17 protein-coding genes are annotated in these 26,223 nt (G+C 49.4%); 1 reads left to right on the forward strand and 16 read right to left on the reverse strand.

What is annotated here, in order from left to right:
* Window positions 1-300 precede the first annotated feature (300 nt).
* A complete protein-coding gene (locus B9D94_RS15530; protein ID WP_148247430.1) occupies window positions 301-720 on the forward strand; it encodes a hypothetical protein in 420 nt (139 codons plus the stop codon).
* Between the two features lie 23 nt (window positions 721-743).
* On the opposite strand, the gene nikC is transcribed toward B9D94_RS15530, so the two are convergent.
* From nikC to B9D94_RS15610, 16 genes are all read right to left on the reverse strand, one after another.
* The gene (gene nikC, locus B9D94_RS15535) at window positions 744-1,640 is read right to left on the reverse strand and encodes a nickel transporter permease (protein ID WP_006210064.1); all 897 of its coding nucleotides are present in this window, start codon (window positions 1,638-1,640) and stop codon (window positions 744-746) included.
* Window positions 1,641-1,650: 10 nt separating this feature from the next.
* Window positions 1,651-2,655: an ABC transporter permease gene (locus B9D94_RS15540; protein WP_148247431.1), complete on the reverse strand. Its 1,005-nt coding sequence runs from the start codon at window positions 2,653-2,655 to the stop codon at window positions 1,651-1,653.
* A gap of 38 nt (window positions 2,656-2,693) precedes the next feature.
* Window positions 2,694-4,358 (reverse strand): ABC transporter substrate-binding protein, encoded by a 1,665-nt coding sequence (locus B9D94_RS15545; protein ID WP_036642661.1) that lies wholly within the window; start codon window positions 4,356-4,358, stop codon window positions 2,694-2,696.
* 131 nt (window positions 4,359-4,489) lie between these two features.
* The gene (locus tag B9D94_RS15550) at window positions 4,490-5,488 is read right to left on the reverse strand and encodes an ABC transporter ATP-binding protein (RefSeq protein WP_148247432.1); all 999 of its coding nucleotides are present in this window, start codon (window positions 5,486-5,488) and stop codon (window positions 4,490-4,492) included.
* A complete protein-coding gene (locus tag B9D94_RS15555) occupies window positions 5,485-6,474 on the reverse strand; it encodes an ABC transporter ATP-binding protein (RefSeq protein WP_148247433.1) in 990 nt (329 codons plus the stop codon). Before B9D94_RS15555 ends, B9D94_RS15550 begins: the two co-directional genes overlap by 4 nt.
* 439 nt (window positions 6,475-6,913) lie before the next feature.
* Window positions 6,914-7,891: an N-acetylglucosamine kinase gene (locus B9D94_RS15560; RefSeq protein WP_148247434.1), complete on the reverse strand. Its 978-nt coding sequence runs from the start codon at window positions 7,889-7,891 to the stop codon at window positions 6,914-6,916.
* A 31-nt stretch (window positions 7,892-7,922) separates the two neighbouring features.
* Window positions 7,923-8,705, reverse strand: coding sequence for an SDR family NAD(P)-dependent oxidoreductase (locus B9D94_RS15565; protein ID WP_148247435.1), 783 nt, complete (start codon window positions 8,703-8,705; stop codon window positions 7,923-7,925).
* A gap of 145 nt (window positions 8,706-8,850) precedes the next feature.
* Entirely contained in the window at window positions 8,851-9,588 is a 738-nt protein-coding gene (gene treR / locus B9D94_RS15570; protein ID WP_148247436.1) for a trehalose operon repressor, read from the reverse strand.
* Between the two features lie 62 nt (window positions 9,589-9,650).
* Window positions 9,651-11,672, reverse strand: a complete 2,022-nt coding sequence (gene treP, locus B9D94_RS15575; RefSeq protein ID WP_148247437.1) for a PTS system trehalose-specific EIIBC component — start codon at window positions 11,670-11,672, stop codon at window positions 9,651-9,653.
* 26 nt (window positions 11,673-11,698) lie between these two features.
* Entirely contained in the window at window positions 11,699-13,411 is a 1,713-nt protein-coding gene (gene treC / locus B9D94_RS15580) for an alpha,alpha-phosphotrehalase (protein WP_148247438.1), read from the reverse strand.
* A gap of 209 nt (window positions 13,412-13,620) precedes the next feature.
* Complete coding sequence (locus B9D94_RS15585) at window positions 13,621-19,089, reverse strand: S8 family serine peptidase (protein ID WP_148247439.1); 5,469 nt, start codon at window positions 19,087-19,089, stop codon at window positions 13,621-13,623.
* A gap of 744 nt (window positions 19,090-19,833) precedes the next feature.
* A complete protein-coding gene (locus B9D94_RS15590) occupies window positions 19,834-21,321 on the reverse strand; it encodes an S-layer homology domain-containing protein (protein ID WP_148247440.1) in 1,488 nt (495 codons plus the stop codon).
* Between the two features lie 131 nt (window positions 21,322-21,452).
* Complete coding sequence (locus B9D94_RS15595) at window positions 21,453-22,148, reverse strand: response regulator transcription factor (RefSeq protein ID WP_148247441.1); 696 nt, start codon at window positions 22,146-22,148, stop codon at window positions 21,453-21,455.
* Window positions 22,149-22,157: 9 nt separating this feature from the next.
* A complete protein-coding gene (locus B9D94_RS15600) occupies window positions 22,158-23,618 on the reverse strand; it encodes a sensor histidine kinase (RefSeq protein WP_148247442.1) in 1,461 nt (486 codons plus the stop codon).
* Window positions 23,619-23,693: 75 nt separating this feature from the next.
* The gene (locus B9D94_RS15605; RefSeq protein ID WP_148247443.1) at window positions 23,694-24,914 is read right to left on the reverse strand and encodes an amidohydrolase; all 1,221 of its coding nucleotides are present in this window, start codon (window positions 24,912-24,914) and stop codon (window positions 23,694-23,696) included.
* 268 nt (window positions 24,915-25,182) lie between these two features.
* Complete coding sequence (locus B9D94_RS15610) at window positions 25,183-26,157, reverse strand: phosphotransferase enzyme family protein (RefSeq protein WP_148247444.1); 975 nt, start codon at window positions 26,155-26,157, stop codon at window positions 25,183-25,185.
* Window positions 26,158-26,223 lie beyond the last annotated feature (66 nt).

Below are 26,223 nucleotides of genomic sequence, written 5' to 3' on the forward strand. Positions count from 1 at the left end.
AGGTCTTGACTCCACATATAAGGTATCATATCTGACCATTTTTTTTAGTATAACTATGCGACAATTCATATATAAAATCACGACATCCATCTCCTATTACAAAATGTTCGTCCAAGCCATCATAACAAAACATCATATACTACTAGCAATGGACAGACTTAATAGAACAGGTGGTGAAGCTAGCCTTGACAAAATTTTTAGATGCACGCACCTCCAATCACTGGCCCATAGCATTCCCAGGCTCCATGGAACGTTTCGTGGTGGACACCCCCGTCATGGTCGGTCAAGTGGGTTTGAAGTGTGCCTGCCGATACAACCGGTATCCTCCGTACTCAGCTTCTTGGGCAAGTTGGCTTCTATATACTAAGTGAAGATATATTTGCTCCGATTATTCAAATTGATGTCATGCGAGGCTATTTAACAACGGATCCAGTTATCCATACCACTTATGTACAATATCAGCCTTCCCAGGTTCAAAGCCAAAGTGTCTCCTTTGTCGCTGCAGACTATAATGTAACCCCTCCCCCAACCGGTCTTCTGGTATATACCATGTATGTGACTGCACTTGTGCTGGATATGGCAGAACAGGACCAGAATGCTTTAATGCTTCCGTATATACGGATTAGAGCTGCTTCCTATAGAAGTTGCATTGAAAAAGGCAGCCGATCATCGGCTGCCTTGATTCTTCATATAAACGTGACGAAAGCGTCATTCCTGTGATTCAGTCGTATTGCTATCGTATATTAACTTTTCATTCGCGGATCCAGAGCATCGCGCAGACCGTCCCCCATCAGGTTGAAGGCGAGTACCGTCAGCATGATCGAAACTCCGGGAAAAATCACCGTCCATGGGGCCGTTGCGATAAACTGACGCGAATCAGACAGCATCTTTCCCCATTCCGGAGCGGGAGGCTGGGCGCCAAGGCCCAAAAATCCGAGCGCAGCCGCTTCAATAATGGCCGTCGCGATGCCCAGCGTTCCTTGCACGATGATTGGAGTCAGACTATTCGGCAGAATATGATGTCTCAGAATTCCACTGTTCTTCATCCCTATAGCCTGCGCAGCGCTGATGTACTCCTCGTTCTTCAAGCTGAGGACTTTAGCGCGAACCAATCGGCCATAGGTCGGTATGTTGACGATGGCAATGGCATATAACGCATTTTGCAGCGAAGGGCCCAGGATGGCTACGATGGCTATCGCCAGCAAGATACTCGGAAACGCCAACAAAATATCAAAGAAACGCGAGATGATCATATCTATCCACTTGCCGTAAAAGCCTGCCAGAATACCGAGCAGCGTTCCCAGAATGATAGAGCCAAGCACGGAAAATGTACCGACCCACAATGAGATGCGCGTTCCATGCAGCACCCGGCTGAGCAAATCCCGTCCCAAATCATCGGTTCCAAACCAATGCTCAGCTGACGGAGGTTTTAACCGGTCGGCAAGCTCCTGTGCTTTATAATCATAGGGCGCGATTAATGGCGCGAGCAGTGCGATGACAATGAAGAACAAAATCATGAACAGTCCAGCCATCGCGATTTTGTTCTTGCGGAAAGCTCTCCACGCATTACGCCAAGGTCCGGAAACCTTCTCGGAAGGAATGGCAGAGCTGTCGTTCAGGTGTGTTGTAATCTGTGGCATAGCTTCCCTCCTACCGGTAGCGGATGCGCGGATCGACTGCTGCATACAGCAAATCCACAATCAGATTGATGACAACGAATATAAAAGCGATGATCAGAATTCCGGACTGAATAACCGGGTAATCCCGTGAGCTAATCGCTTGATAAATATAGCGGCCGACACCAGGCCATGCGAAGATGGTCTCCGTTAATACCGCTCCTCCAAGCAAGGCGCCCGTCTGCAGGCCGATAACCGTAAGCACAGGGATGAAGGCATTCTTGAGCGCATGCTTGTAAACAACGAAAAATTGGGACAGTCCTTTGGCTTTAGCCGTGCGGACAAAATCGGAATTCATGACCTCCAGCATGCTCGATCGCGTCATCCTGGCGATAACCGCCATCGGGATGGTGCCCAGTGCCACGCTGGGCAGTATCAGATGTTTGACGACCGTCCACAATTGATCGAAGCGTCCGGCAATGATACTGTCAAGCAGGTACAAATTCGTTACGGCTTCTACCGGGTCACGCTGATTCATCCGACCGATCGAAGGCAGCCAGTGCAGTTCCAAGGAAAATATCCACTGCTCCATTAACCCAAGCCAAAAGATGGGCATCGAAACCCCGATTAATGCGACCAGCATACTAATGTAATCAAACCATGAATTGTGCTTCCAGGCGCTGATGATTCCCGCATTGACGCCGAAAAAGATGGCAAAGGCCATGGCAGCAAACGTTAATTCAGCGGTTGCTGCCAAATACGGCGTGATTTCTTCGGCAATCGGCACCCTGGTACGGATGGATTGTCCAAGATCGCCTTGCAGCAAATCTCCGATATAGGAGAAATACTGCTGATACCACGGATTATGAAGCCCCAGCTGCTCACGAAGAGCCTCCTTGGACTGTTCCGTCGCCTTTTGTCCCAGAATGGTCTCAGCGGGATCGCCCGGAATGGCATGAATGATAGAAAACACGATGATGGTCATCCCGATCAGAACCGGAATCATGATGAATATTCGCTTTAATATATAGGATTTCAAGATAGATTCACCTGCCAAAGGCGTTGTGGTACAGCCCGTTATTCAAAATAAACGTTATAGTAGTATTCCGTTCCTGTAGGAGCCGGTACGTATCCCTTCACATTTGCTTTGGCTGCAAGGAGAGGTGTCGTATGCACGAGGGGTACCCATGGTGCATCCTCTTTGATGATGACTTGAGCTTCTTTATACAGCTCCTCGCGTTTGGTCTGTTCGGTTTCCTTTTGAGCGGCAATCAAAATTTCATGGAGCTTGTCACTGGCATAATAGCTGTAGTTATTGGATGGGATGGCATCTTTGTCAAGCAGTGTGTACAGGAAATTGTCCGGGTCTCCGTTGTCTCCCGTCCAACCGAGCATGAAGAGGTCGTCTTTTTCTCCGGCTTGCGCATCATCCAGATACGTCGCCCATTCGGGTGATTCGATTTTGACCTTCACACCGATTTTCTCGAAATCAGCCTGAATCACTTCCGCTACCTTTTTACCATCCGGCATGTAAGGACGAGGAACCGGCATCGCGTAGAAGGTGTATTCGTCCGGCAATCCGTTCGGGTAACCCGCTTCAGCCAGCAGCTGCTTCGCTTTTTCCAAATCGTATTCATAATCCTGAATGCTGTCGTTATACCCCCACAGAGATGGCGGCAATGGATTGACGGCCGGTACGGCCTGTCCAGCGAAGAAGGCATCGATAATCGCTTGTTTGTTGACGGCATAACTCAGGGCTTGTCTTACTTTCACGTCGTCAAACGGCTTTTTCTTGAGGTTGAAGCCGACATAACCAACGTTGTTGGAGGGACGTTCGATCTTCTGCAGATCCGGATTGCTTTCAAGTGTTGCCAAGTCGTCCGGGCTCAAATCTTCCATCAGGTCGATTTCCCCGCTTTGCAGCGCATTGAAGCGTGCAGAGTTGTCGGGAATGGAGCGAACGATCACTTTATTCAGCTTCGGAAGTCCTTCTCTCCAATAGTTCGGGTTCTTCTCCAGTGTAATCGAATCATTGCGTTTCCACTCTTTGAACACAAAAGGTCCTGTGCCAACCGGCTCGTTCTTGAAGCTGGCTTGTTTCTCTTGAATCGCCGTAGGGCTGGCAATGCCGAAGGAGGTCATCGCCAGGTTCTGCAGGAATGGTGCTTGCGGCTGATTCAGCGTAAATTCAACGGTATTGGCATCCACTGTTTTAACTTCCTTGATGACCCGTTTTCCATCGGGACCAAACATCGAGTCATAATAGTCAAAGGAGTCGCCTTCATACTTGTATTCGCTCTTTGGATCGGACCAGCGGGTGAAATTGAATACCACGGCATCCGCATTAAAATCGGTTCCGTCATGAAATTTCACGCCTTGGCGAAGTTTGAAGGTATACTTCAGCCCGTCTTCGGAAACCGTCCAGCTTTCGGCGAGCGATCCTTGAACCTCGGTTGTTCCTTCCTTATATTCCAGCAAAGAGTCGAACACTTGGTGCGTGATTTTGAGGGATTCGCCGTCTGTTACAATTGAGGGGTCAAGGGATGAGGAATCCCCGCCCCGTCCGACAATCAACGTATCCTGTGTGGACTGTGACGGGTTATTCGGTTCTGTTGTTTCTCCCGTATCCGTTCCTGCTGCACCATTATTGCCGCTGCTCTTACTGCCGCTGCAACCCGCAAGGGCAACAACGGTGCATAACATCAATACCATAACGAGACTGCTCCATCTTTTCACTTTCATATTCTGGCTCCCTTCTATTCAACCGAATATTTCATTTGTTTATATGAGGCCGGACAACTTGTCCAGACTATAAACCGGAAAGAAGAAAAGTGCTTCGACAGCTATAAATAAATGGTTGCGATACGTACGTCTTAAATCGCTTTTTCGGTTGCATTCGCCCCGTTATACAAATGGCAGGCTGTCAGATGGGCGGGCTCGGTTTCCTTCAGCTCGGGCCGCTCGTTCAGGCAAATGTCCATCACCATTGGACAACGTGTGTGAAATGCGCAGCCAACAGGCGAGTTTGCGGGGCTTGGCAGCTCTCCCTGCAAAATGATTCGTTCGGTTTTGATATCCGGGTCCGGCTGAGGCACCGCGGAAAAAAGCGCTTTCGTATATGGATGCTGCGGCGAGGAATAGAGTGTGTTTTTCTCGGCAATCTCCACGATCCGCCCGAGGTACATCACGGCAATTCGGTCACAGATATGCTTGACCACACTCAGGTCGTGCGCGATAAAAATATAGGTAAGGCCAAATTCCTCCTGTAAATCCTGCAGCAAATTAACAATCTGCGACTGGATCGACACGTCCAATGCCGAGACGGGTTCATCCGCAACGATCAGCTTGGGCTGAAGCGCCAATGCCCTGGCAATGCCAATTCGCTGACGTTGTCCGCCAGAGAATTGGTGCGGATACCGCTGAAGATGGCTATGCGTCAAGCCGACGACATCGATCAAGCGGCTGATGATGTTTTGTTGCTCTTTTGCATTCCCTACTCCATGCACGATGAGCGGTTCCTCCAATATCCGCTGGACAGTATGCCGCGGATCCAGAGAAGAGAACGGGTCCTGAAACACGATTTGCATATCTTTGCGCTTCCGCCGGAGCTCTTCCGGGGATAAATCCGTGATATCCTGCCCATCAAACCGAACCCTGCCGGACGTCGGCTCAATCAGACGCAGCAATGAACGGCCCGCAGTGGATTTGCCGCACCCGCTTTCCCCTACCAATCCAAACGTCTCACCTTTTTCCACGGAAAACGAAATATCGTCAACGGCTTTGACGACTTGCTGCTGCGATCTTCCGAACCACCGACTTCCCAGCGGGTAGTACTTCTTGAGATGCTCCACGTGCAGTAACGGTTCGCTCATACGACTTCCTCCTTCGGCGTTTCGTGCAGCCAGCAGCGGCAGCTATGTGCCTCTTCATATTCCTTCAGCTCCGGAAGCTTCTCCAAGCACAGCGGCATCACGTTCTGACATCGCTCGGCAAACCGGCAGCCCTTCATCTGTGTATTCAAGACCGGTACGTTGCCGGAAATGGAGAACAGCCGTCGATGCTGCTCATTCATCCTGGGTACCGACTTGATAAGACCCTGAGTATACGGATGCAGCGGTTTTTTGAATATATCCCGCACACTCCCCTCCTCAACCACCTTCCCGGCATACATTACTGCTACCCGATGACACATCTCCGCGACAACACCGAGATCATGCGTGATCATCATCACCGCAGTTTGATATTCCTCATTCAAGCGGCGGATCAAATCCAGAATCTGAGCCTGAATCGTCACATCCAGCGCAGTTGTCGGCTCATCGGCAATGAGCAGTTCAGGATTGCACGAAATCGCCATCGCAATCATGACCCGCTGTCGCATCCCGCCGGATAGTCGATGGGGATATTCATCGATGATCTCCACTGCCCTTGCAATGCCAACCTTTTTCAGCATCTCAACCGTATGCTCTCGAGCGTGTTTCCTGCTTAGCCCCCGATGGAGGCGAATGGTCTCGCTAATTTGCTGGCCAACCGTAAAGAGCGGATTAAGCGATGTCATCGGCTCCTGAAAAATCATAGAAACGGCATTGCCGCGAATAGTACGCATCTCACGCTCTTTGAGCGGGACGATATCCTTCCCCTTAAACAAAATCGAACCGCCAGTGATTCTACCCGGAGGCTGCGGAATCAGCTTTAATACCGAAAGCGCTGTGACACTCTTGCCGCAGCCTGATTCGCCAACAACTCCAAGCACTTCTCCCGGCCTAACATATAGGCTCACACCATCCACGGCGGGTATTTCACCTCGGTCCGTAAAAAAGTGCGTGTGCAAATCCTGAATCTGCAAAATAGGTTGACTCATATTACAGCCTCTTTTCTGTAGATAAGATAGATTTTGCAGCCTTTTTCGATTCATCCTTCCATAGCCCGTGACCTTTCGACGAAAATCAGCATAAAATTGAACTCAGGTCAATTAATATGTCAAAAACTCTGACATCAAACCAAATATAGTTTATTTGATATGTTACTTTACATCATTTTTTTAGGTTAGACAAGAAATATTTACTATATTTTCTATGTTATGTTCATGAAAGATTTTACAAAAAACTAGAATGGGCTACTAGCCTGACAGCCAGAATTCAGCCAATGGAAATATCATGCTATAGAATTCATTAAATTAATATTTCATATCATGAATTCAATATAATTCGGCAACTGCTCTCCATCTAGCAAACAAAAAAAAGCATCTGATCCAAGATCAAATGCTTTAAAAGTGATTTCGCAACAGGTTTCATCGGACTCTACCACGCTGCATGAGGGTGTCTTCGCATGAACTCAATCATACGGGCATCAACAAGTACACCCACATGCTGAAGTGCCTTTATCACAGCTCCGGATGCGGCCGACAATTCAGGAGCCTTGTAAACATACTGTTTATTTTTCCCAAATCGCAGGCTCTCATTAAACTTTAATTTCATATAGGGACTGTTCACGACACTGCCAATTCCCATAACCGATACGTGATCTGATTGAAAGAACGATCCCAGAATCTCGACGCCTACCATGATTTGCTTCATGGCTTCATCACACACATTCTGGGCCAATGGACTTCCGGCTTCAGCTGCAATCGTGATGATTGGTGCCATGTCTCCAAACTTCTTGTTGCGCTCCTTACTCTCTTCCATAAATCCTGCGGCCGCCAAGAGGCGAAGCTGTTCCATATTCTCAACATTCCAATAGCTCTGAACGCTGCGAACCAGCGTTTCATCCGATTGTTGAATATTCCCGGCCAGTATTTGGTACACCGCATCATACGCAAGAAATCTCGCTGCGCTGGCGGCATAATGGTGAAAATCGATATTCTTAATCGGTGTCTCTTGTTCCGTTATGGCTAAAATCATGGAGCCCGTTCCAGATACAACCACGATACCCGGCTTCCCAATGAATGCACCTGCGTGCGCGACAACGGAATCGTTGACATACCATTTCGGGCATTGCAGCCCCTCCACATCGGTTAAACGGGTCACCCAATCCAGATCTTGATCGGAATCGTAACCCGCTATTCCCGCATATAGTCCTATGACTTGGTCCAGGCTGCAGCGCGCCATAGAAAGCGACGATTGAATGGTTTCTTGAACATTTTTGTGCGCATTGCTGTCCTTATGTATCGAGGATGCGCCGCCAACTGCATATGACCGGATATTACCATTCAAGTCACTGACCATGACGCGCGTTTGCGACCCGCCTCCGTCAATCCCAATCACTACCTGATCATTCATCTCCAAGATCCTCCTGAAATCTTCTGGCACCTTACAAAGACGGGGCTGAACCGCCGTCGATATTGATGGAAGTTCCGGTTACATAGGAGGCCGCGTCGGATGCCAAAAAAACGATGACTTTTGCGGCTTCATCCGTATCTCCAATGCGTCCCAGCGGAATCTTGTGGCGCGGGTCCCGAGCATATTGCTCCCATGAGAGCCCTGGCTCCTCCCGCTTCCACCGCTCCTCCAACTGTGCACTGCGGATCATTCCTATGCATACCGTGTTTACTCTGATTTGATCGGATGCCAGATCATGACTCATGGCCTTGGTCATGGCCTGTCCGGCTGCCCGGCTGACACTGCTCGGCATGGACGAAGCCGGCGGCGTCTTGGCCCAGGACGTTGTGACATTGATAATCGCCCCGCCGCCAGACTTACGAATATGCGGAATCGCAGCACGCGAAAAGCGAATGGCGCCGAACAGCTTGAGATCCAGATCGGATGCCCATTGTTCGTCTTCAATCAGCTCGAATGGCTTCGCTGCCGCAGTTCCCGCATTGTTCACCAGGATATCGAGTCGACCGAAATGTTGAACGGTATCCCTTACCGCCGTCAAGCATTCCTCGGATTGAGTCACGTCCGCCGTTATCGTCAGCGCCTGAAATCCGCTTGAATCTCGAATATGTTCAGCCGCAGCAGCTAATTGCTCTTCATCCCTTGCACAAATAGCCACCTTTGCGCCTTCAAGAGCAAATGTGACTGCCGTTCCAAGGCCAATGCCCCGGCTCCCTCCGGTAATCAATACAACTTTGTCTTTGAGTCCTAAGTCCATATATGATCGGCTCCTTTACTTTGATATTCCGAATCGTTGTCACTATCATACCTTCAACAAAGGAGATGATTTTCCCTCCTTCCGCTGCTGCTGCTGCAACAGCAAAAGCCGCGATCTCATCGCGGCTGCTTGACACTTCTATCTTTTATTTGTTCCAATGCTCCACATTGGATTCTCTTCTGGCAAAATCGACAAACTGGAATTTATCTAACCGGTGTCTCGATTCCGTATATTGAAAGAGTGTTGTATCCTCCAGATGAACGTAACCCCGGACTACGACGACATGTGTATCGTTTCCAAGATCCATGTAATCGTGGTCCATGGTTGTAGCACGTTCAACAGAAATTATTTTTTTGGCATAACTGATTTTCAAATGCAATTCTTCCTCAAGATATTGAAAAATAGAATCGCCGGTAATTTCCTTCGTCAAACCCGTGACGATGTCGGCAAGCAAACAATCAATATCCAGGATGATGCGTTCCCCTTCGATCTCCCTGGCGCGAATCACCTTCCACACGAGCTGGTCCGGACGGATTTGAAGCTCCTTCGCTATGTTCTCCCCTGCAGGGACGCATTTCGTTTCATACACAAAGGTTCGGCTTCTTCTGCCTAACCGTTCAGCCATCTCTTTATAACTGACCAGACCCGATACCGGAAAGTTCAATCTGCCTGTATCCAGAACAAAGGAGCCTTTGCCTTTAACCTTGTGGATATACCCGTTTTGCGCGAGCAAATTAAGTCCTTTGCGAACCGTTTCCCTTGTAATCTGATAGGTGGCGGCAAGCTCGTTCTCCGATGGCAGCTTACTGCCGGCCTGGAGAATTCCCGTATCGATTTGTTCGGCATAATCTTTGTAAAGCGTCCAATAAATATTGTTTGTCATCCCTTATCACCATCAGCTATTGTACCATGATCCAGCGATGATTACATGCTCCACAGGTACCGTCAGATTTCAGAATGCAAAACGGCTTGAAGCACGCGGGTCTGACCTTGAACGGCCTCTCCTTCATACTCCACAACCTCCTGAATGAGTTCCTGTCCATCCGGTACGATGATCGGCGTGATAACAGGCAAGCCGGCTTGTTCAATACGATGGATATCGAATTCAAGCAGCAATTGTCCCTTGGTTATGGCATCCCCCGTCTCTACATGGGCGATGAATCCCTCCCCTTTTAAGGAGACGGTGTTGATTCCCACATGGATCAGGATCTGGACCCCGTTAGTATCGGTCAAAATAATCGCATGTTTGCTCTTCTTGATCAGATGAGCGACCTGACCGTCAAACGGTGCGTAGACTTTCCCTTCCGACGGAATGATGGCAATACCTTGCCCCATTTGTTTTTCAGCGAACGCAGGGTCCGGAACTTCAGCCAAAGGCACGACTTTACCGTTCATCGGTGCAGCGATATCCACCATAACCTTCTTGGAAGCATCGGCTGAAGTACTTGCCTCAGAAACAGAGGATATGGAAGAACGGGTTGGGGCTGCAGTCGCACCGTCCGTCCGTTCATTTTCAACGTTATCTTGGGGAATTTCCTTCCCTTGGTTTCTGATTGGCCTCGACATCTGGTAACGTCCGAACAACAAGGTTCCCGTGAACGGAACAACCAGTACAATCGCCATCCCCAGGAAGAACACGCCCCACTGGTTAGGGAATATGGACAGAAAGCCCGGAATACCACCGACTCCGATCGAAGAAGCCAGAACGTTGTTGACTGCCAGCAGCACGCCGGCAATACCGGATCCGACCATACCGAATATGAAAGGATATTTATGACGAATGTTTACCCCGAAGATAGCTGGCTCGGTTACGCCCAGAAAGGCGGAGATCGATGACGTAACAGCAAGCCCTTTGGCCTTCTGTTCCTTCAGAATGAACATCATGGCAAGCGCGGCCGCACCCTGTGCAATGTTGGACAAGGCCAGCATCGGCCACAAGAACGTTCCTCCGTTACTGCCGATAAGCTGGAAATCTACCGCAAGAAACGTATGATGCATTCCCGTGATAACCAGCAGCGCATACAATCCGCCGTATATCAGGCCGCCAAGAGCGGCAAACGAATCGAAAATGCTGACCAGTCCTGAAGTGAGGACGTTGCCAATGGCAAAGGTGATAGGTCCCACCAGGATAAATGCGAGGAAGCCGGTGACCAGCAAGGCAACGGGCGCCACAACAAGCAGCTTGATGGAATCATGAACACGCTTGTCCAGAAACTTCTCGATCTTGGCTAATATATAAGCGGAGACCAGAACAGGCAGCACCTGACCCTGATATCCGATTTTCTCAACGTCAAAACCGAATAAATTCCATACCGGAACCGTGCCCTCCAGTTTGGCGTCCGCATACTGATAGGCACTCAGAAGATCCGGATTAACCAGAATCAATCCCAATACGATCCCAAGCAGCGGGTTGCCCCCAAACTGCCGTACCGCCGACCAGCCGATCAGGACGGGAAGAAAAGTAAATGCCGTACTTGCGATAAGATTGATAATCGATGCCACATCCGCCCATTCGGGATGCACCTGAATCAGGGATTGTCCTTCGTAGAAGATACCTGGACCCGTAAGCAGATTATTAATGCCGAGCAGCAAACCTGCCATGACAATCGCCGGCAAAATCGGAATGAAAATATCCGCTAGCGTCTTAATGGCCCGCTGAATCGGATTTTGTTTCTTGCTGGCAAGGGTCTTCACATCATCCTTGGATGCTCTTGTTCCACCGGTGATATCCATCATTTCATTGTAGACCTGGTCCACCAGACCTGGTCCGATAACAACTTGAAATTGACCCTGAGAGGAGAACTGCCCCTTCACCAGATCGTTCTCATCCAGAGCTTTGGTATCAACCTTACTGTCGTCCGCAAGGGCAAATCGTAATCGTGTAACGCAATGCGTGGCGGCTTCAATATTGTCTTTTCCACCGACTGCTTCGACAATTCGCTCCACATTTTTGCGATCAATGGCCATAGCTGTACGCTCCTGACTATATAAATTTAGTTGGTTTCAATAAGCCACATATAAGAGGCATATGGTTGAAGTTTCACAACCTCGGCAAGCTCCGGTTGTTCCGTCGTATTGCGGATAAGCAGCTGCGCGGAAGCCATGTCCGGTTTCCCCCACATATTCGGTGGCAGTTCGTACGAAACGCTGCGGCTGCTAAAGTTGGAAATTACTATGAGCGTCTGCTCTTGCGTTCTTCTGGCATAGGCATAAACCTCGGGATGTCCTTGATCCAGCCGAACGTATTCCCCGTCGGTTAGAACACGAAGGTTCTTGCGCAGCTCAATGAGCTGGCGGTAATGGTGATATATCGAATGCGGATTCTCCACTTGAGCTTGTGTATTGATCAGGGGATACCGCTCATCGATCTTGATCCATGGCGTGCCTGTCGTAAAACCGGCCTGATGACCGTCATTCCACGGCATAGGCAGTCTGGAATTATCCCGGGACCGTACGGTCACAATATGGGCAGCTTCTTCCGGCGTTTTGCCCTGCTGCTGAAGAATCTCGTACATATTCAATGATTCGATATCCCGAAATTCAGACATATCATTCCATTTGGGATCCGGCATCCCGATTTCTTCCCCTTGATAAACATAAGGAGTGCCTTGAAGCCCATGAAGCGTAGTAGCAAGCATCTTCGCACTTTCTGTCCGGTATTCCTCATCATCCGTGAACCTTGTAAGTGCGCGCGGCTGATCATGGTTGTTCCAGAACAGAGCGTTCCAGCCTCCGCCTTGCTGCATGCCGGTTTGCCAATCGGATAGCACCTTTTTCAGCTCCTCAAAATCATAAGGCTTGAGCTCCCATTTTTGCCCGTTCGGATAATCCACCTTCAGATGGTGGAAGTTGAAGGTCATCGAGAATTCGTTCTCCTTGGGATTCGAATAACGGATGCAATGTTCAAGGGTTGTAGAGGACATTTCCCCGACCGTAACCAGGTTATACGGTTTGAACACTTTTTCATTCAGTTCCTTGATATAATCATGCACCCGCGGTCCGTCGGTATAAAATTTGCGGCCGTCTCCGGGAGACACGGAGCCGTCATCATCCGGGAAATCTGGATCTTTCGATATCAGATTAATGACATCCATCCGAAATCCGCTTACGCCCTTGTCCGCCCAGAACCTGAGAATATCAACGACTTCCTCTCGGACCTTCTCGTTCTCCCAGTTCAGATCCGCCTGTGTCTTGTCAAAAAGAGTCAGGTAATATTGCCCTGTGCCTTCGTCATACTGCCAGGCAGGTCCCCCAAACTTGGACTTCCAGTTATTGGGCGGACCTCCATCGGTTCCGGGATCTCGCCAGATGTAATAATCGCGATAGCGATTATCCATGGATGTTCTTGCCTCTTTAAACCATGGATGCTCGGTGGATGAGTGATTCACAACGATATCGATCATCAAGTGCATATTTCTCTTTTTCAATTCTGCTACAAGTTCGTCGAAATCTTCCATGGTACCGAAAGCGGGATCAATACTGCAATATTCTGCAACATCGTAACCGTTATCATTTTGCGGAGAAACGTAGACCGGCTGGAGCCACACGATATTGATACCAAGCCCCTTTATATAATCAAGCTTCTCCATAAGTCCGCGGATATCGCCTGTACCACGGCCAGTTGTATCATTAAAGCTCTTCGGATATACCTGATAAACGGTGGAAGTCCTCCACCAATCCTGGAGCGGGTTCCCTATGGTATGCATAAAACGGCGTCCTCCTCATCATCTTGTATATACAGGTTGTCAACCATCTATCAATTAAATACCCATTTTTGCAACAATTAGACGACCACTCACAAAAATAAACAAGACAAACAAAGCCCCAGGCTCTGTTGAATCAACAGGACCCGGGGCTGTTCGATTATCCATTCTACCTTTCACATATCACGATACCATCAGCGATTTGGTTACATTTACTGAATGATGATGGTGTGAACAGTACTGTTCACGCCTCCTTCATTATCCGTAACGGTCAAACGCACCGTATACGTTCCTGCATTGTTGAATTTATGCTTGACTTTGGCCTTCGAAGCGGTTGATCCATCCCCGAAATCCCAAACATAACTCACAATTTCGCCGTCTTCATCCACGGAGGAGCGAGCATCGAATTCAACATTTTTCTTCTTCTTTGCATTAGACGGAGCCTGAATCACGGCCACGGGGTCCTGATTGGTCGGCGGTTCAGGATTCTCTCCTTGGCCGGAAGATACATACAGCCTTCCGCCAGCTTCAGTCTCGGATGTATTGCCGGCCGCATCCCGCACCCGAATCACTATGATTCCACCATCCAGCACCAGGCTGGACGGTGTTGTGTAGGTCCCCGAGTAGTGACCGGATTCCGTCTCGGTCAATGGAATTTCACCTCGTCCCTGCGCACTCAGATCCAAAGGAAGCTCAATTCGGAAAGAGGCTTGAAGATTCGGAACACTGTCGAAGGAGACCGTTACAGTCTCTCCCGCTGTAATTCGAACATCCTCTGCTGGTGAGATATTGCTTATTTCCGGCAATGCGGTATCTACGTAGACGGTACGAGTTACCGTCGACTCATTGCCTGCAAGGTCTTTGGCTTTTACGGCTATCGTGTTCTCGCCTTCGTTGACCAGTACGCGATGCGTAAAACTTCCGTCCTCACCGAGCTGTACTTGCTGTTCGTTCACGGTCAGCGTATCAATGAATTCATCAAGGGCGCTGCCGGTAACATGGACCACCTCCGTATTGGTGTGGCTGCCTTCCTCAGGAGTCACAATCGTTAATGCCGGGGCAGTCTGATCCAGCGTTACAACTACCGGCAGCGAGCGATCTGTAGCCTTTCCGTTGACTACAGCCTCGGCAGTGAGCGAGTTGGTTCCCGGTGTCAGCTCCACATTCAGCGTAAACTGCCCATTCTCAACAACGGTGGTCCCTGCCGCTTCCTCGCGGTTGTAGATCCGGATCTCTGCACCCGATGCCGGAGAAGTGCCTGTTAGGGTCACCGTTTGTTCATTCGTGTACGCATGATTGACAGGTGACGTAATGATGGGTGCATTAACTGGATAACGCACCACTGCGCGGATCATGTAATTGCCCTCTTCTGCGGGAGCCTGACTCCAGGCACCACTTACACGCTGCCAGCTTCTTAAGGCATTTTCGCCCGATTCATCGGTTGCAAGCCCAGGGGCATTGTTTCCTGCCTCCGTCTGAACGTACACGATGTAGAAATCGCCTTGCACAACAACGGGCTCTGGGAATTCAACTGTGGTCCATTGATCGTTGCGCAGTGCGGTTCCGTCAAAAGGACCTGCCAGCAAACGACCCGGCGCTCCATTCTCGCCTGAAACGTCATACACTGCATATTGGAACGCGGTGCCGCCTGGTTGCGGCCATTCGGTGTTCCAGAAGCGGAGCGATGCGCCCGTAAGCTGCGCGGCCTCGTGTTCCGGCGTCATCCGTACCGCCCAGGCATTGCCCGCTGCTACGAAGGCTCTGGCATTTTCAGGTATGCCATCGTCATACGCAATTTCGCCAGGGAATCCGATAAACGGTTTAAGGGTCACATTGGCCTCAGCTGTTCCGTTGCCAGGAACCGTAATTTCAACCGTTTCACCATAATAATCCGCAGCCAGAATCGATAACGTATAGGTGCCTTCCAGGACATCCAGGGTGAACCTGCCGTCTTCCCCTGTGCGCACATCACCGACCCGTGGATCTTCCAGAACTGCTATGCTAGCCCCACTGACCGGTTCTCCTGTACGTTCGTCGGTTACAACACCTTCAATCTGTCCATGCGGGATGGCTTCCAGATTGAAATTGGCTTTTGCCGATCCGCCATCAGTAATCGTAACGACTTCGGTTCTCGGATAGTATCCGTAGGCCTCGGCCTTCAGCGTGTAATCACCTGCAACATGAGAGAAACTGTATTTGCCAGTTGCCGAATCAGTCTTCACCGAACGCCCGGTCTCAAGCACCGTAACCGTTGCGCTTGCAGGCAGGCTTTGCGGCGTCACCTCTCCGGTTCCCGGTTTCCCAGCTTCCGGCTGCGGCTGCTTGCTTTGATTGAATTCATACTTGTCGGTTCTGCTAATTTTGTACCAAGGATTATCATAGGCCGGTTTCGGCTTGTCACTATGCAGTACTTCCGCAGTATCCTTGGTGACCGCTCCAGGAGCAACGCCAAGAATCCGGAAGTCGTCGATGTACCAGCCCGTTTTCACCACACTGTTATCCGAGGTCAGCCTGAATCGGAATTGGACCTCGTTTCCTTTCCATGCATCAAGATCATAAAATACCGGTGTCCATTGCTTGCCGTTGGTATTGTGAGAGAACTTCCCGAGCTCGGACCATGTGTTTCCTCCATCGGAAGAGGCCTCAACATAACCGTAATCGTATCCTCCCTCAATTTCATACCAATGATTAAAGGTCAATGTTGCTTCGGTAACCTGGGTCAAATCCACAACCGGGGATACCAGGGAATAATTCGAACCACTTTCATAGGTATTGTCCAGATCGGTCGCCCACGCATTGGGTACAGAGAATGCATGGCCAGGTCCCGAAACCGGAACACCGCGTTCCCACTCATCTTTGACGCCGGAATGCGTCCAGCCGTTGTCGCTGCTGCCATCAAAATGATCGGTATAGATGTCCTCCGGCACCACGATGTCAATGGACACCTCGCTCGACTTCTCGCTTTCATTGCCGCTGTAATCGACAGCCGCCACGGTATAATAATAAGTAGAACCGGTGACAGTTGTTGTATCCGTGTACGTTGTTGCCGCCGTATTTCCAATCGCTTCATAGCCTGTACCCGAAGCGGTGGATCGATATACGGTGTAAGACTTCAGATCCTCAGCATCCGGACCGGTCCAGTTTAAGGTTGCATTGCCCAATATATCGGCTGAAACGGCCAGCCCGCTTGGCGCTCCCGGAGCAATGTCATCCGGTGCCTGAATTTCAAAATCGTCGATGTACCACCCTGCCTTCTGAACCGAAGCATCACTCGTCAGATTGAACTGGACGAACACCTGCTGTCCGGCGTAGGCCCGTAAATCCACATATTGTGTTACCCAGCCTCCACTGGTCCCCGTAAAGCTCAGTACCTCCTGAAAAGCAAAATCATTCTCCTCGGCAGCAATGTATACTTTGCCCCAATCAATATTCCGCTCCAGGTCATACCAATGCTTGAAGGTTAACAGGCCACCCTCCGGACTGTCTGTCAGGTCGATTGGAGGTGCAAGCAAATAGGCGTTGCTGTTCGCACCGTACGTGCCCTCGAGGTTAGTCGCGATCAGCTTGTCTCCGGAATATGCACCTCCTGGACCGCTTGTTGGTGATCCCCAAGCCCAGGCGCTTCCTGTCCCGCCTGCGGTAAAGCCCAAATTATTCTCTTCAAAATCCTGGATATATCCAGGCTGCACACCGTCCGAAACCTCAACTTTATAGACGCTGCTCTCAAATCCGTTATTGCCGTAATCATTGACCCGAATATAGTATTCCAGCCCTTGCGATTCGATCAGAAAAGCGGGAATGACCGCCGTGTACGTTCCATCCTTGCTATCCCCGGCTATGCGATTCATCGGCAGATAGACGTACTGGCTTGTGCCCGCTGTTCTTGCAAAGGCCTCTACAGCGGTGACGCCCACATTATCGGTTACGCGCGCAGTAAGCGGAACGTCAATCCCCGTAAAAGCCGAGCTCACTTGTGTATGCTCAAGCACCGGCTCTTCCAGATCATCGCCTGCGGTTACAACCCTGCCCGATACGGTGCCGATGCCTTCTACCACCGAACCTACAGCATCCAATGCATTAATGATTCCGTGACCATACCCATTGTTGGGTGAAGTCGGATACTGACTGTCCGTTCGAGGCGTGGCCGTCTCCATGATAATCTGCTCCAGCTGATCGACGTTTAGAGAGTGATTAGCCTGAAGCAGCAGAGCTGCCAGCGCGGTTGTATGCGGCCCTGCCATTGAGGTGCCGTCCCACCCTCCTTCATAAGCACCACCTGGCACAGAGGATCGGATATTTACCCCCGGTGCTGAAACCTCCGGTTTGATCTCATCATAGGGCGAAGGACCACGTAAGGAAAAAGAGGCTAGGTTGCCGTTAATATCGGTTGCCCCGGTGGCGAAACTCTCCGGATAGTTGGCAGGGTTGGCAACGGAACCCGGTCCGCCCGGGTTCGTCGGCCGCACATTGCCTGCGGAGAACTCGGGGAAGATCTGTGCATCACGCCAGGCCTGGACCATAGGCCGGAACCATTCGTCCAATCCGGCGCCTCCGCCCCATGAATTGTTAACCACATCAGGGGCCAGCTCTGGATGCAGATTGCCTTCCGCATCCACGGGTGCAATAAGCCATTGTCCGCCGTCAAGGATGATGGCATCTGTCGTTCCCGGATTGAATATCCGTACGGCTATCCAGGTTGCTCCCGGAGCAACACCAATCTGGTTGCTCCCATCCTCCTCAGAGCCGACCATGGTGCCCATCGTATGGGTACCGTGACCATCTCCATCGGCAGGCAGGGAAGAACCGCTGTGCGGATCATACCAGCTCAGCTCGGGATCAACGATATTACCCGAAGCGTCATAACCTCTCCATTTTCGATTCAGGGCAGGATGGGTGTAGTCCACGCCGCTATCCAGATTGGCTACCACGATTCCCGTTCCGTCAATGCCCCTCTCCCAAACTTCCGGGGCATTGACGTAGTCAATGTTCCATTCCACATTTTCCGTTTGCGGTTGAGGAGCGTTTGTGGCTTCATCACGGGCTCCCTTGGGAACCGCAGGCTGATTGACCGATACGCCTGGCTCCTGTACGGATGTCTTCGGAGTACTCGATTCCTTTTCCGTGCTTGCGTCCTTCGTGTTGACCTCAGCCTTCTGAAGGAAACGCTCTTCATTTGGCAAAATTTTATCCACTTCGGGCAGGAGCGCAATCTCCTCCATAACTTCCTGGGTACTGGTCACTGCCAGCGCATTAACAATAAAATAGCTTTTATATTCTTTGACCTTGCCGAGATCAAGTGCCTTATCCAGATAACGTTCCAGTGTGTATTGGGTTCGCGATGCCGTCTCCCGCAATGAACTTACAACGGAAGTCCTGACGGAGAGCTTGGTTGCCGAGGGGGTCTGCTTCTCCAGCGTTGCCTTCTCCATAGCCTGCTTAGAGACCGAAGCGGTGTCCACTTGTTCCTTCATCTTTACCAGATAGGTGACATAATCGTCTTTCTCAAACTGCTTGCTCAGCTTGTTGCTGACCTTGTCCGTTGCAATCTGGGCCAAGCTGGATTTCATGTCAATCTTCTGAGAGGAGGTGTTGTCTGCTGAAACCGGATGAATGAATGATGCTGCCAGGAGAAGCGACAGACCCATGGAGAGAGGCTTGCGTAACCGATTTAACTTTATCAAACTTTTCCACTCCTTTTACCCGGTTTTTAATCTGTGAATGGTTGGACCCATTCCGATTCATGAAACAGTGAATCGCCTTAGCCTGAGCGAACCCGCATGTCCAGTGAAATTTACATGAAGCCTCACCTCCTTTTCAGAACAAGTTCATCATCGATTTGATTATCATTGCGTAATGGATAGCAGCATTGCGGAAAATAAGGATTAAGGGAAGAAGGATGTTCCGGTAAGACACTGAAGTTTGCAGAACATTTGCTATGGAGGGTAATCGATTGCGCTAGTAGAAACGCATAGGCCAACGAGTCTGTAACTCCTGGCAATCCGGGGTGTCATTCGTGATATGCAAAGCTATTAATATTACATATAATATAAAAATAGTATTTATTTGTTTTTTAAGAAGTAGTATAAAGTCATCATATATGAAGTTCAAGCATTTATCTTCTAAATAATAGAAAATAAGCCTTTTTAAGTCTCTCCTATCTATCCAATGACTCTCTACATGTCAGCTTCAATGCGCAATTACGTAAGTCATTCTATGACTTGGCTCATGGCCTGCATTATGTCATTATCCGTAGAGCAAAGTAAGAGATATGTTCCTAGCGAGACGAGCACGCTAAATAGACTCTTACAGCCTAGCTGTAAGAGTCATTATTTTCTTGCTTCACTTAACGGGCGCTGAGCTGCCTTCGTTTGTTTTACTTCGGTTAAACAGCACCATCTGTCCTAATTCATCCGGATAGAATGAGATTAATTTAATGTCAGGCCCGTGGAAGTACCTTTTGCCCATTCTCCTACCGGAGTTACGGTATAGGTCGTGCCTGCTCTTAGTTTATCGCCCTCCGTGAGATCAAACACGCCTACCGCACCTTTGCGGCTAGAATATTTATATACGGCCACCTGCTTATGACCCTCTGCGTCGATCAATTCCACGCTGCGGCCGGAGAACAACTCATCTCCCGGATCCTCGGATAATGTAACGGCAACCGAAGTTTCACCGATAGCCTCGACTCCCACTATTTCCAGCGGGATGAATTCTTTAGCAACGAATGTCCGGCTTGCAATCTGTGCCCAATCAGAGGTGACGGTATACGTAACACCGGGGGTCAGCTGCTGACCTTCAGGTAAACGGAATTTTGGTTCTTGCTTGCCATCGGTCGATTGCGTGAATGGAACGTATTTTGCCACCATGGGCAGTCCGCCCTCCGGAGTAATGGTTACTTCTCTGCCCTGACCGGAGGAAATGACTTGATAAGCTTTCCCATCAGCTCGGTTGTTCTCATCCAGTATGAATGCGTTTTCTCCCCTGCCGCTGCTATATGCAGAAATAACGTAGCCATAGTCTACAACCCCATTAGACTTAAGCGCCTCCAGTTCAAACGTATCCTTGGCGACCTGCCTTGCCTCTGTCATGTCCAGCTTTGTGGCGCTGCCTGCAAATGTACCTGCTTTCTGCCCTTTGTAGGTAAGCGTATAGTCGGTAACCTGATTTTGTACGGATGTCGGAACGATATAAGTGGATATCGAGCCCGTTTTCAGACGCGGCATGTTGGTTAGCGCAAGTCCATCGCTAAATACAAAATCTTCCTTAGCCTGTGCAAATACCTCATTGTCTGCTGTCAAGGGAGCATCTAAGGTAATCATCAACGTAATGGTATTCAATGCGCGGACACTCGTAATTTTGGCTTCTGCCGAAGGGATTGCTTGGTGTGCCGTATTCAGCAGGTATGCAGCTTCTCCCCGAGTGACATGACCTGCGCCTTCACGTAAACGTTCCGCCCAGTAAGCCACGGATTTCACGTCGCGTTTCAATGCCTGCGATACGATAATAACCAGCTCGTCGCGAGTGACGGTTCCCTTTGGATTAAAACGTCCATCCGTCGTTGTCATGATATCCAGCGCCGCCAGCTCAGCTGCATAATCGGAATACCAGGCATTTGGATTGACATCCGTTAAGCCTGCCTGGTTCTCGGCTGCTCCCTCCAGCCCAAATGTAAGGACTACCATTTTGGCCAACTCGGCTCTTGTAATGGGATTCGTGATTCCCATCGTTCCATCCTGGTAACCCTGTATCACGCGAAGCCCGGACAACTCCTGGATCGCTTGCTGAATATCTTCGGGTGCTATCATGACTTCTGCTGCTTTAGCTTGCAGCACATTGAACGGTAGAGATGCCGTTCCCAGTGCAGCTGCCAACATCAGGGCAGCCCATTTAGTAGCATGCTTGTTCTTGTTCATGTGTTAACCCTCCTTAGAAATGCGTATCATTAGCTGATCGTCATAACTCCATCATAGAGGAGAGTCTTAAACTGCCAAGAAAGCTGGGATTAATAAATTCAAAACAATATATTAACTTTTTATAAACTCCATCAGATAGAAAAGCGATAGCCTGCTCCCCAAACCGTCTCAATAAACTGTGGATTGGAAGAATCCAGCTCCAATTTTTCGCGCAGCTTGCGGACATGCACCGTTACGGTTGCTATATCTCCATTGGAATCCATACCCCAAATTCGTTCAAACAGTTCATTTTTGCTGAATACGCGGTTAGGGTGGCTTGCCAAAAATTCGAGCAGGTTAAACTCTCGGGTCGTAAACACAACTTCCTGATTGCGCACGTACACTCTTCGAGCGGATTTATCAATGACCAGGCCGCGTATATGAATCTCTGCATTTTGAACCGTCTCTTGTTTGCCCATCAGTCTCTTGTATCTCATCAGATGTGCCTTGGCTCTTGCAACTAATTCGCTTGGGCTGAACGGCTTGGTAATATAATCGTCGGCGCCGAGATTAAAGGCTCGGATTTTATCAATCTCTTCATTCTTGGCCGAAACGATTAGAATCGGGACCTCCTTGTTCTTCCTGATCTGGCGACATAATTCAAAGCCGTTCATCCCGGGGAGCTGCAGGTCGACAACGATGAGACTGTAGTCCTCGTTAAGTGCCAGATGTAATCCCTCATTGCCCGTATGGCATAAATCTGCGAAAAATCCATTCAGTTCAAAATAATCCCGCTCCAGCTGAGCAATTGTAGTCTCATCTTCAATGATGAGTATGCGTGTGGTCATGGATCCTCCTTAATTGATCGCCCTTTTGAGTGTAAAGAACAGGCTTGTACCGACTCCCAGCTCGCTTTCCGCCCAGATGGTACCCCCATGCCCTTCTATAATCTGGCTTGCAATTGCCAGCCCAAGCCCGCTGCCACCCGTAGAAGAATTGCGAGATGGTTCAACGCGGTAGAACCGTTCGAATATATGCGGGACCGCGTCGCGCGGGATGCCCATCCCATTATCTTGGATTTCAACCGTCACCCATTCGGGAGATATTCGGGTCGAGACACGAATGGTTTTGGGTTGCTTATCCATAAAATTTTGGGCATTTCCAATAATATTGAGCACTGTTCGCTTCAATTTTTCCAGATCGGCTATGACCTCAACTCGATCCGCCGTACGCTCCATCCACTCCAGTTGAATCCCCTTTTCATCCAGAATGAACTGAAGTTCATCAATGCAGTCGTCTAGAAAGCCGATGATATCTACAGGCTCGAACATGAATGGCACTTGCTTCGAATCAAGCTTGGAGTACAGGAACAACTCACCCACAAGTTTATCGAGATCAACCGCTTTGGCATAAATGATGTTCACGTACTTATCCATCTTCTCCGGTGTATCGGCAACTCCGTCGCGAATCCCTTCGATGTATCCTTTGATACTTGTAATAGGTGTACGTAAATCATGCGATATATTGGAGATCAGCTCCTTCCGGTTCTCTTCATCCTGAAGCCGGAGCTGAATCGAGGCCTGCAGCCGCTTTCGCATATCCTCAAAGGCCTCGTTCAATTGTCCGATTTCGTCTTTCGTCTGCAAATCAAGCGAGAATTGGAGATTTCCTTCCTTGATGTGCTCAGCCGAATTCCGGAGCAAATCAAGCGGTTTGACAACGCTGCGGGTAATCCAGCGGTATAACAGTACATTCGTTATCACAATGATGCCGATCAGAATCAGAACGAGGACAGGCAGCAGCTTGCGTGTCACTTCACCAAAGGGACTACGCTCCCGTATGACAAAGACACTTCCTTTCGCACCATCCGAATAACGGAAATCATACTTGGCATAAGCATAGAATCGTTCGCCAATGTTAAACGTATGGCGGATCTGATTATTGTTCAAGTCATAATGAGGCAGACTCCGTTCCAGCTCGGGCTGATTGAATGTATGGGATTCAAACACCTGATCTTTTTCCCGGCGGACATAGAGCCCGGCTCTCACCGTTCTCAGCTTGAAATCATATTCCTTCAGCAGCTCTTGGTTTTGGAGCTCGTCCGGTTCATTCTTAGCCAGGTATTTCAATTCAAGAAAGATGGACTCCTCTTGCTCTGTTAGCGGGTTGACCTGATAATGCACTTTATAAAAATCCCGAATGTCGCGAATGTCGCCGGTTGCTGCGATGGTAAACAATCCGGCAATCAACACAAATACCAACAAGCTGAGGACAAGCATGCCGGTATAGGATAATAACAATTTAATTCGGATGGACATCTATTTACCTCGCTTTGGCAGAGGATCGTCGCCTGATTTCGTGATTCCCACTGCATCACCCCTTACAGGGATGAATTAAAATGAACCCGAAACGATATCCCCTTTGAACATCGTAACGACTCGCCTGGATCTTCTTGCAATGGCTTCGGCAGAGCATGAGGCTTCAACGAACACGATGCTTGCTTCGTCTCCGACTCGCGGCCATACCTGCTCCCCCTTGTCATTAAGCGGTGTTATGCCACCGGTTATATAGCGGAGTGTGTGCGCCAGTGAGCGTTCATCCACCCATCTGGATATTTCCGCTAAACGACCTGCACGTTCCAACACATCCCCATTGCCAAAGGGCGACCATACATCAAAAATGTTATCGCATCCAACTGCCACCTCTACTCCACGCTTGTGCAGCAGACCAACGGGAGGGAACGTTCGGCCAATCGGCACGCTGGTTATAATAGCAATTCCTGCATCGGCTAATAAATCCCCCATCTCCTCTGCTTCGGACGGTGATATATCGCCCAGACCAAATGCATGACTAATCGCAACCTTCCCCTGCAGCCCTGCTTCCTGGGTTAGCTGCGCCAGTCTCTTCAAGGTGTATATCCCCTGGTGGTCGGCATCATGCAAATGCAAATCGATTCCTGCGTTACCTTCGACTGCGAGCTCCACCATTTGCTGCAGGGAGGCCTCGATATCGCCATCAACCGTAGCCGGATCAACGCCTCCGACCAAGCCGGCTCCTCTGCGAAGAGCTTCCCGCACCCATTCCTTTGCCTGTGACCGCAATAAACCATGCTGCGGAAAGGCAACGATTTCGTGTGACAGCTTGCCCTCAAAGCTGTGCAAGGCTTGCTGAACAGCTTCCAAATGGTCTAATCCAGCCTCCGGATATATATCCACATGTGTACGTACATGTGTTACTCCGGAGTCTACATAGAGGTTGAGCAGTTTTTCCGCGCGGTCCTGAATACGAGTATCAAGCGAAGGCAGTGTTTTCTTCTCAATATCCAAGCGTTCAAATATACTGGAGACTGGCGTTACGGAACGCCAACGGTCACCTAGCAGCGTTTTATCCAGATGACAATGCTTTTCAACAAAAGACGGAAGCAGCAGCAGCCCTTTCACATCCTGTTGAACGACTTGGTCCGGGATGTTTGTGTCGCAAGAAACCACCTTCGCGATTTTTCCATCCTCTATAAACAGATGACAACTTTCCGTCCTGGTGCCTGTAATGACACCATCTTGAATATTATAGCCGCTCTCCAGCCGGGCGTTTGTCAACCAATAAGATGACTTCATATCCATCGATCCCCTCTCTCCTAAACTGGTTTACGATTATGCTAACATAGGATCAACTATATGGATAATATGTATTAAATAAGATTCACTTAGGTTTTTCATATAGAAGAAAGAGAAAAACCACCCGCTAGGATGGTTCACAATAAGATGGTTCATATAGTTTTTACGATAATAACGTTCAAAAAACAAAACACCGCGATGTACGCAATGTTAAAAACAGCGTCTGCTTCCCATGTGAACCAGCGAGATATGCCTCCCCGTACACGGACTATACAATATAAAATATGCGTTCTCCTGATAAATAAGGAATGCAGTAATCCGCGCACAATTTTGGCATCCGCTCACGCATCCAGGCATGCACGGACTCGTTCTCCATCTGGAAGACATAATATCCGATAATGGCCACGAGCATGAACCCTTCGAGCAGCACGAGCTCATTCTGACCGGTTATATTGTCGCCATAATATCCTCTAAGGAATAGATCACGATGTTCCGAAGGAATCATCATAGCCCCCATAGCTACGTCCGTATAATAATACCCCGGTCCGAAAAAACCAAAATCAATAAAACTAAATTCACCTTCCGGCGTCATAATGATGTTTCCTAAACTCAGGTCACCGTGAATGAGCCCCCAGGCACCCTCACTCCCTCTGTCTTCAAGCCTCGTGTTAACCCATCTTAGCGTTGTCTCTATGATGGAAACATCGGAAGATGTAAACAATCCCTTCTCTAAACCCCGCTTGATGACCTCAATCATGTATTCGTGATAGGCGGTTCCTTGACTGGGACGCTTATCCAAGCCTTCCTGCTGATGCTGGCTGTAGAAACGGTGCAGCTCCGCAATATGAGCCCCCAGCCGCTCAACCACTGCCGGGTCCTTCACGTCATCCTTTTGCAGATCCCTGCCTTCCAGCCAGGTAAGTACGGAACTGTTCCACGTCTTCCCTTCGTGCTGTATGATCGTAATCAGTTCGCCATCCCGATTACGGAGTGGCTTCTGAACATGAAGATTGTTCCAGCTTGACAGGCCTTCCAGCATGTTCAGCTCTGCTTGCAGACTCTCATAGGTATGCTGTAAGCCGGCCATGCTGTCTTTGACCGGTTGATGAATGCGCAGCAAATAGGAGCTGCCGTTCACCTCATCCACTTTGTAGGTTCTATTCTCGTTATGTCGTATAAAGGTAGTCTCGGATTCCTCAATGCCATAACCTCTTAAAACATCCTGAAGTTCTTCATCCCTCATATGTATTTCTCCTTACGATCAGTATAGGACTTTCGGGTGCTCCATATTAAATAATAACTCGATCTG

Origin of the sequence: Paenibacillus sp. Cedars, assembly GCF_003184205.1 — a bacterium.
Taxonomy (GTDB): Bacteria; Bacillota; Bacilli; order Paenibacillales; family Paenibacillaceae; genus Paenibacillus_AQ; species Paenibacillus_AQ glucanolyticus.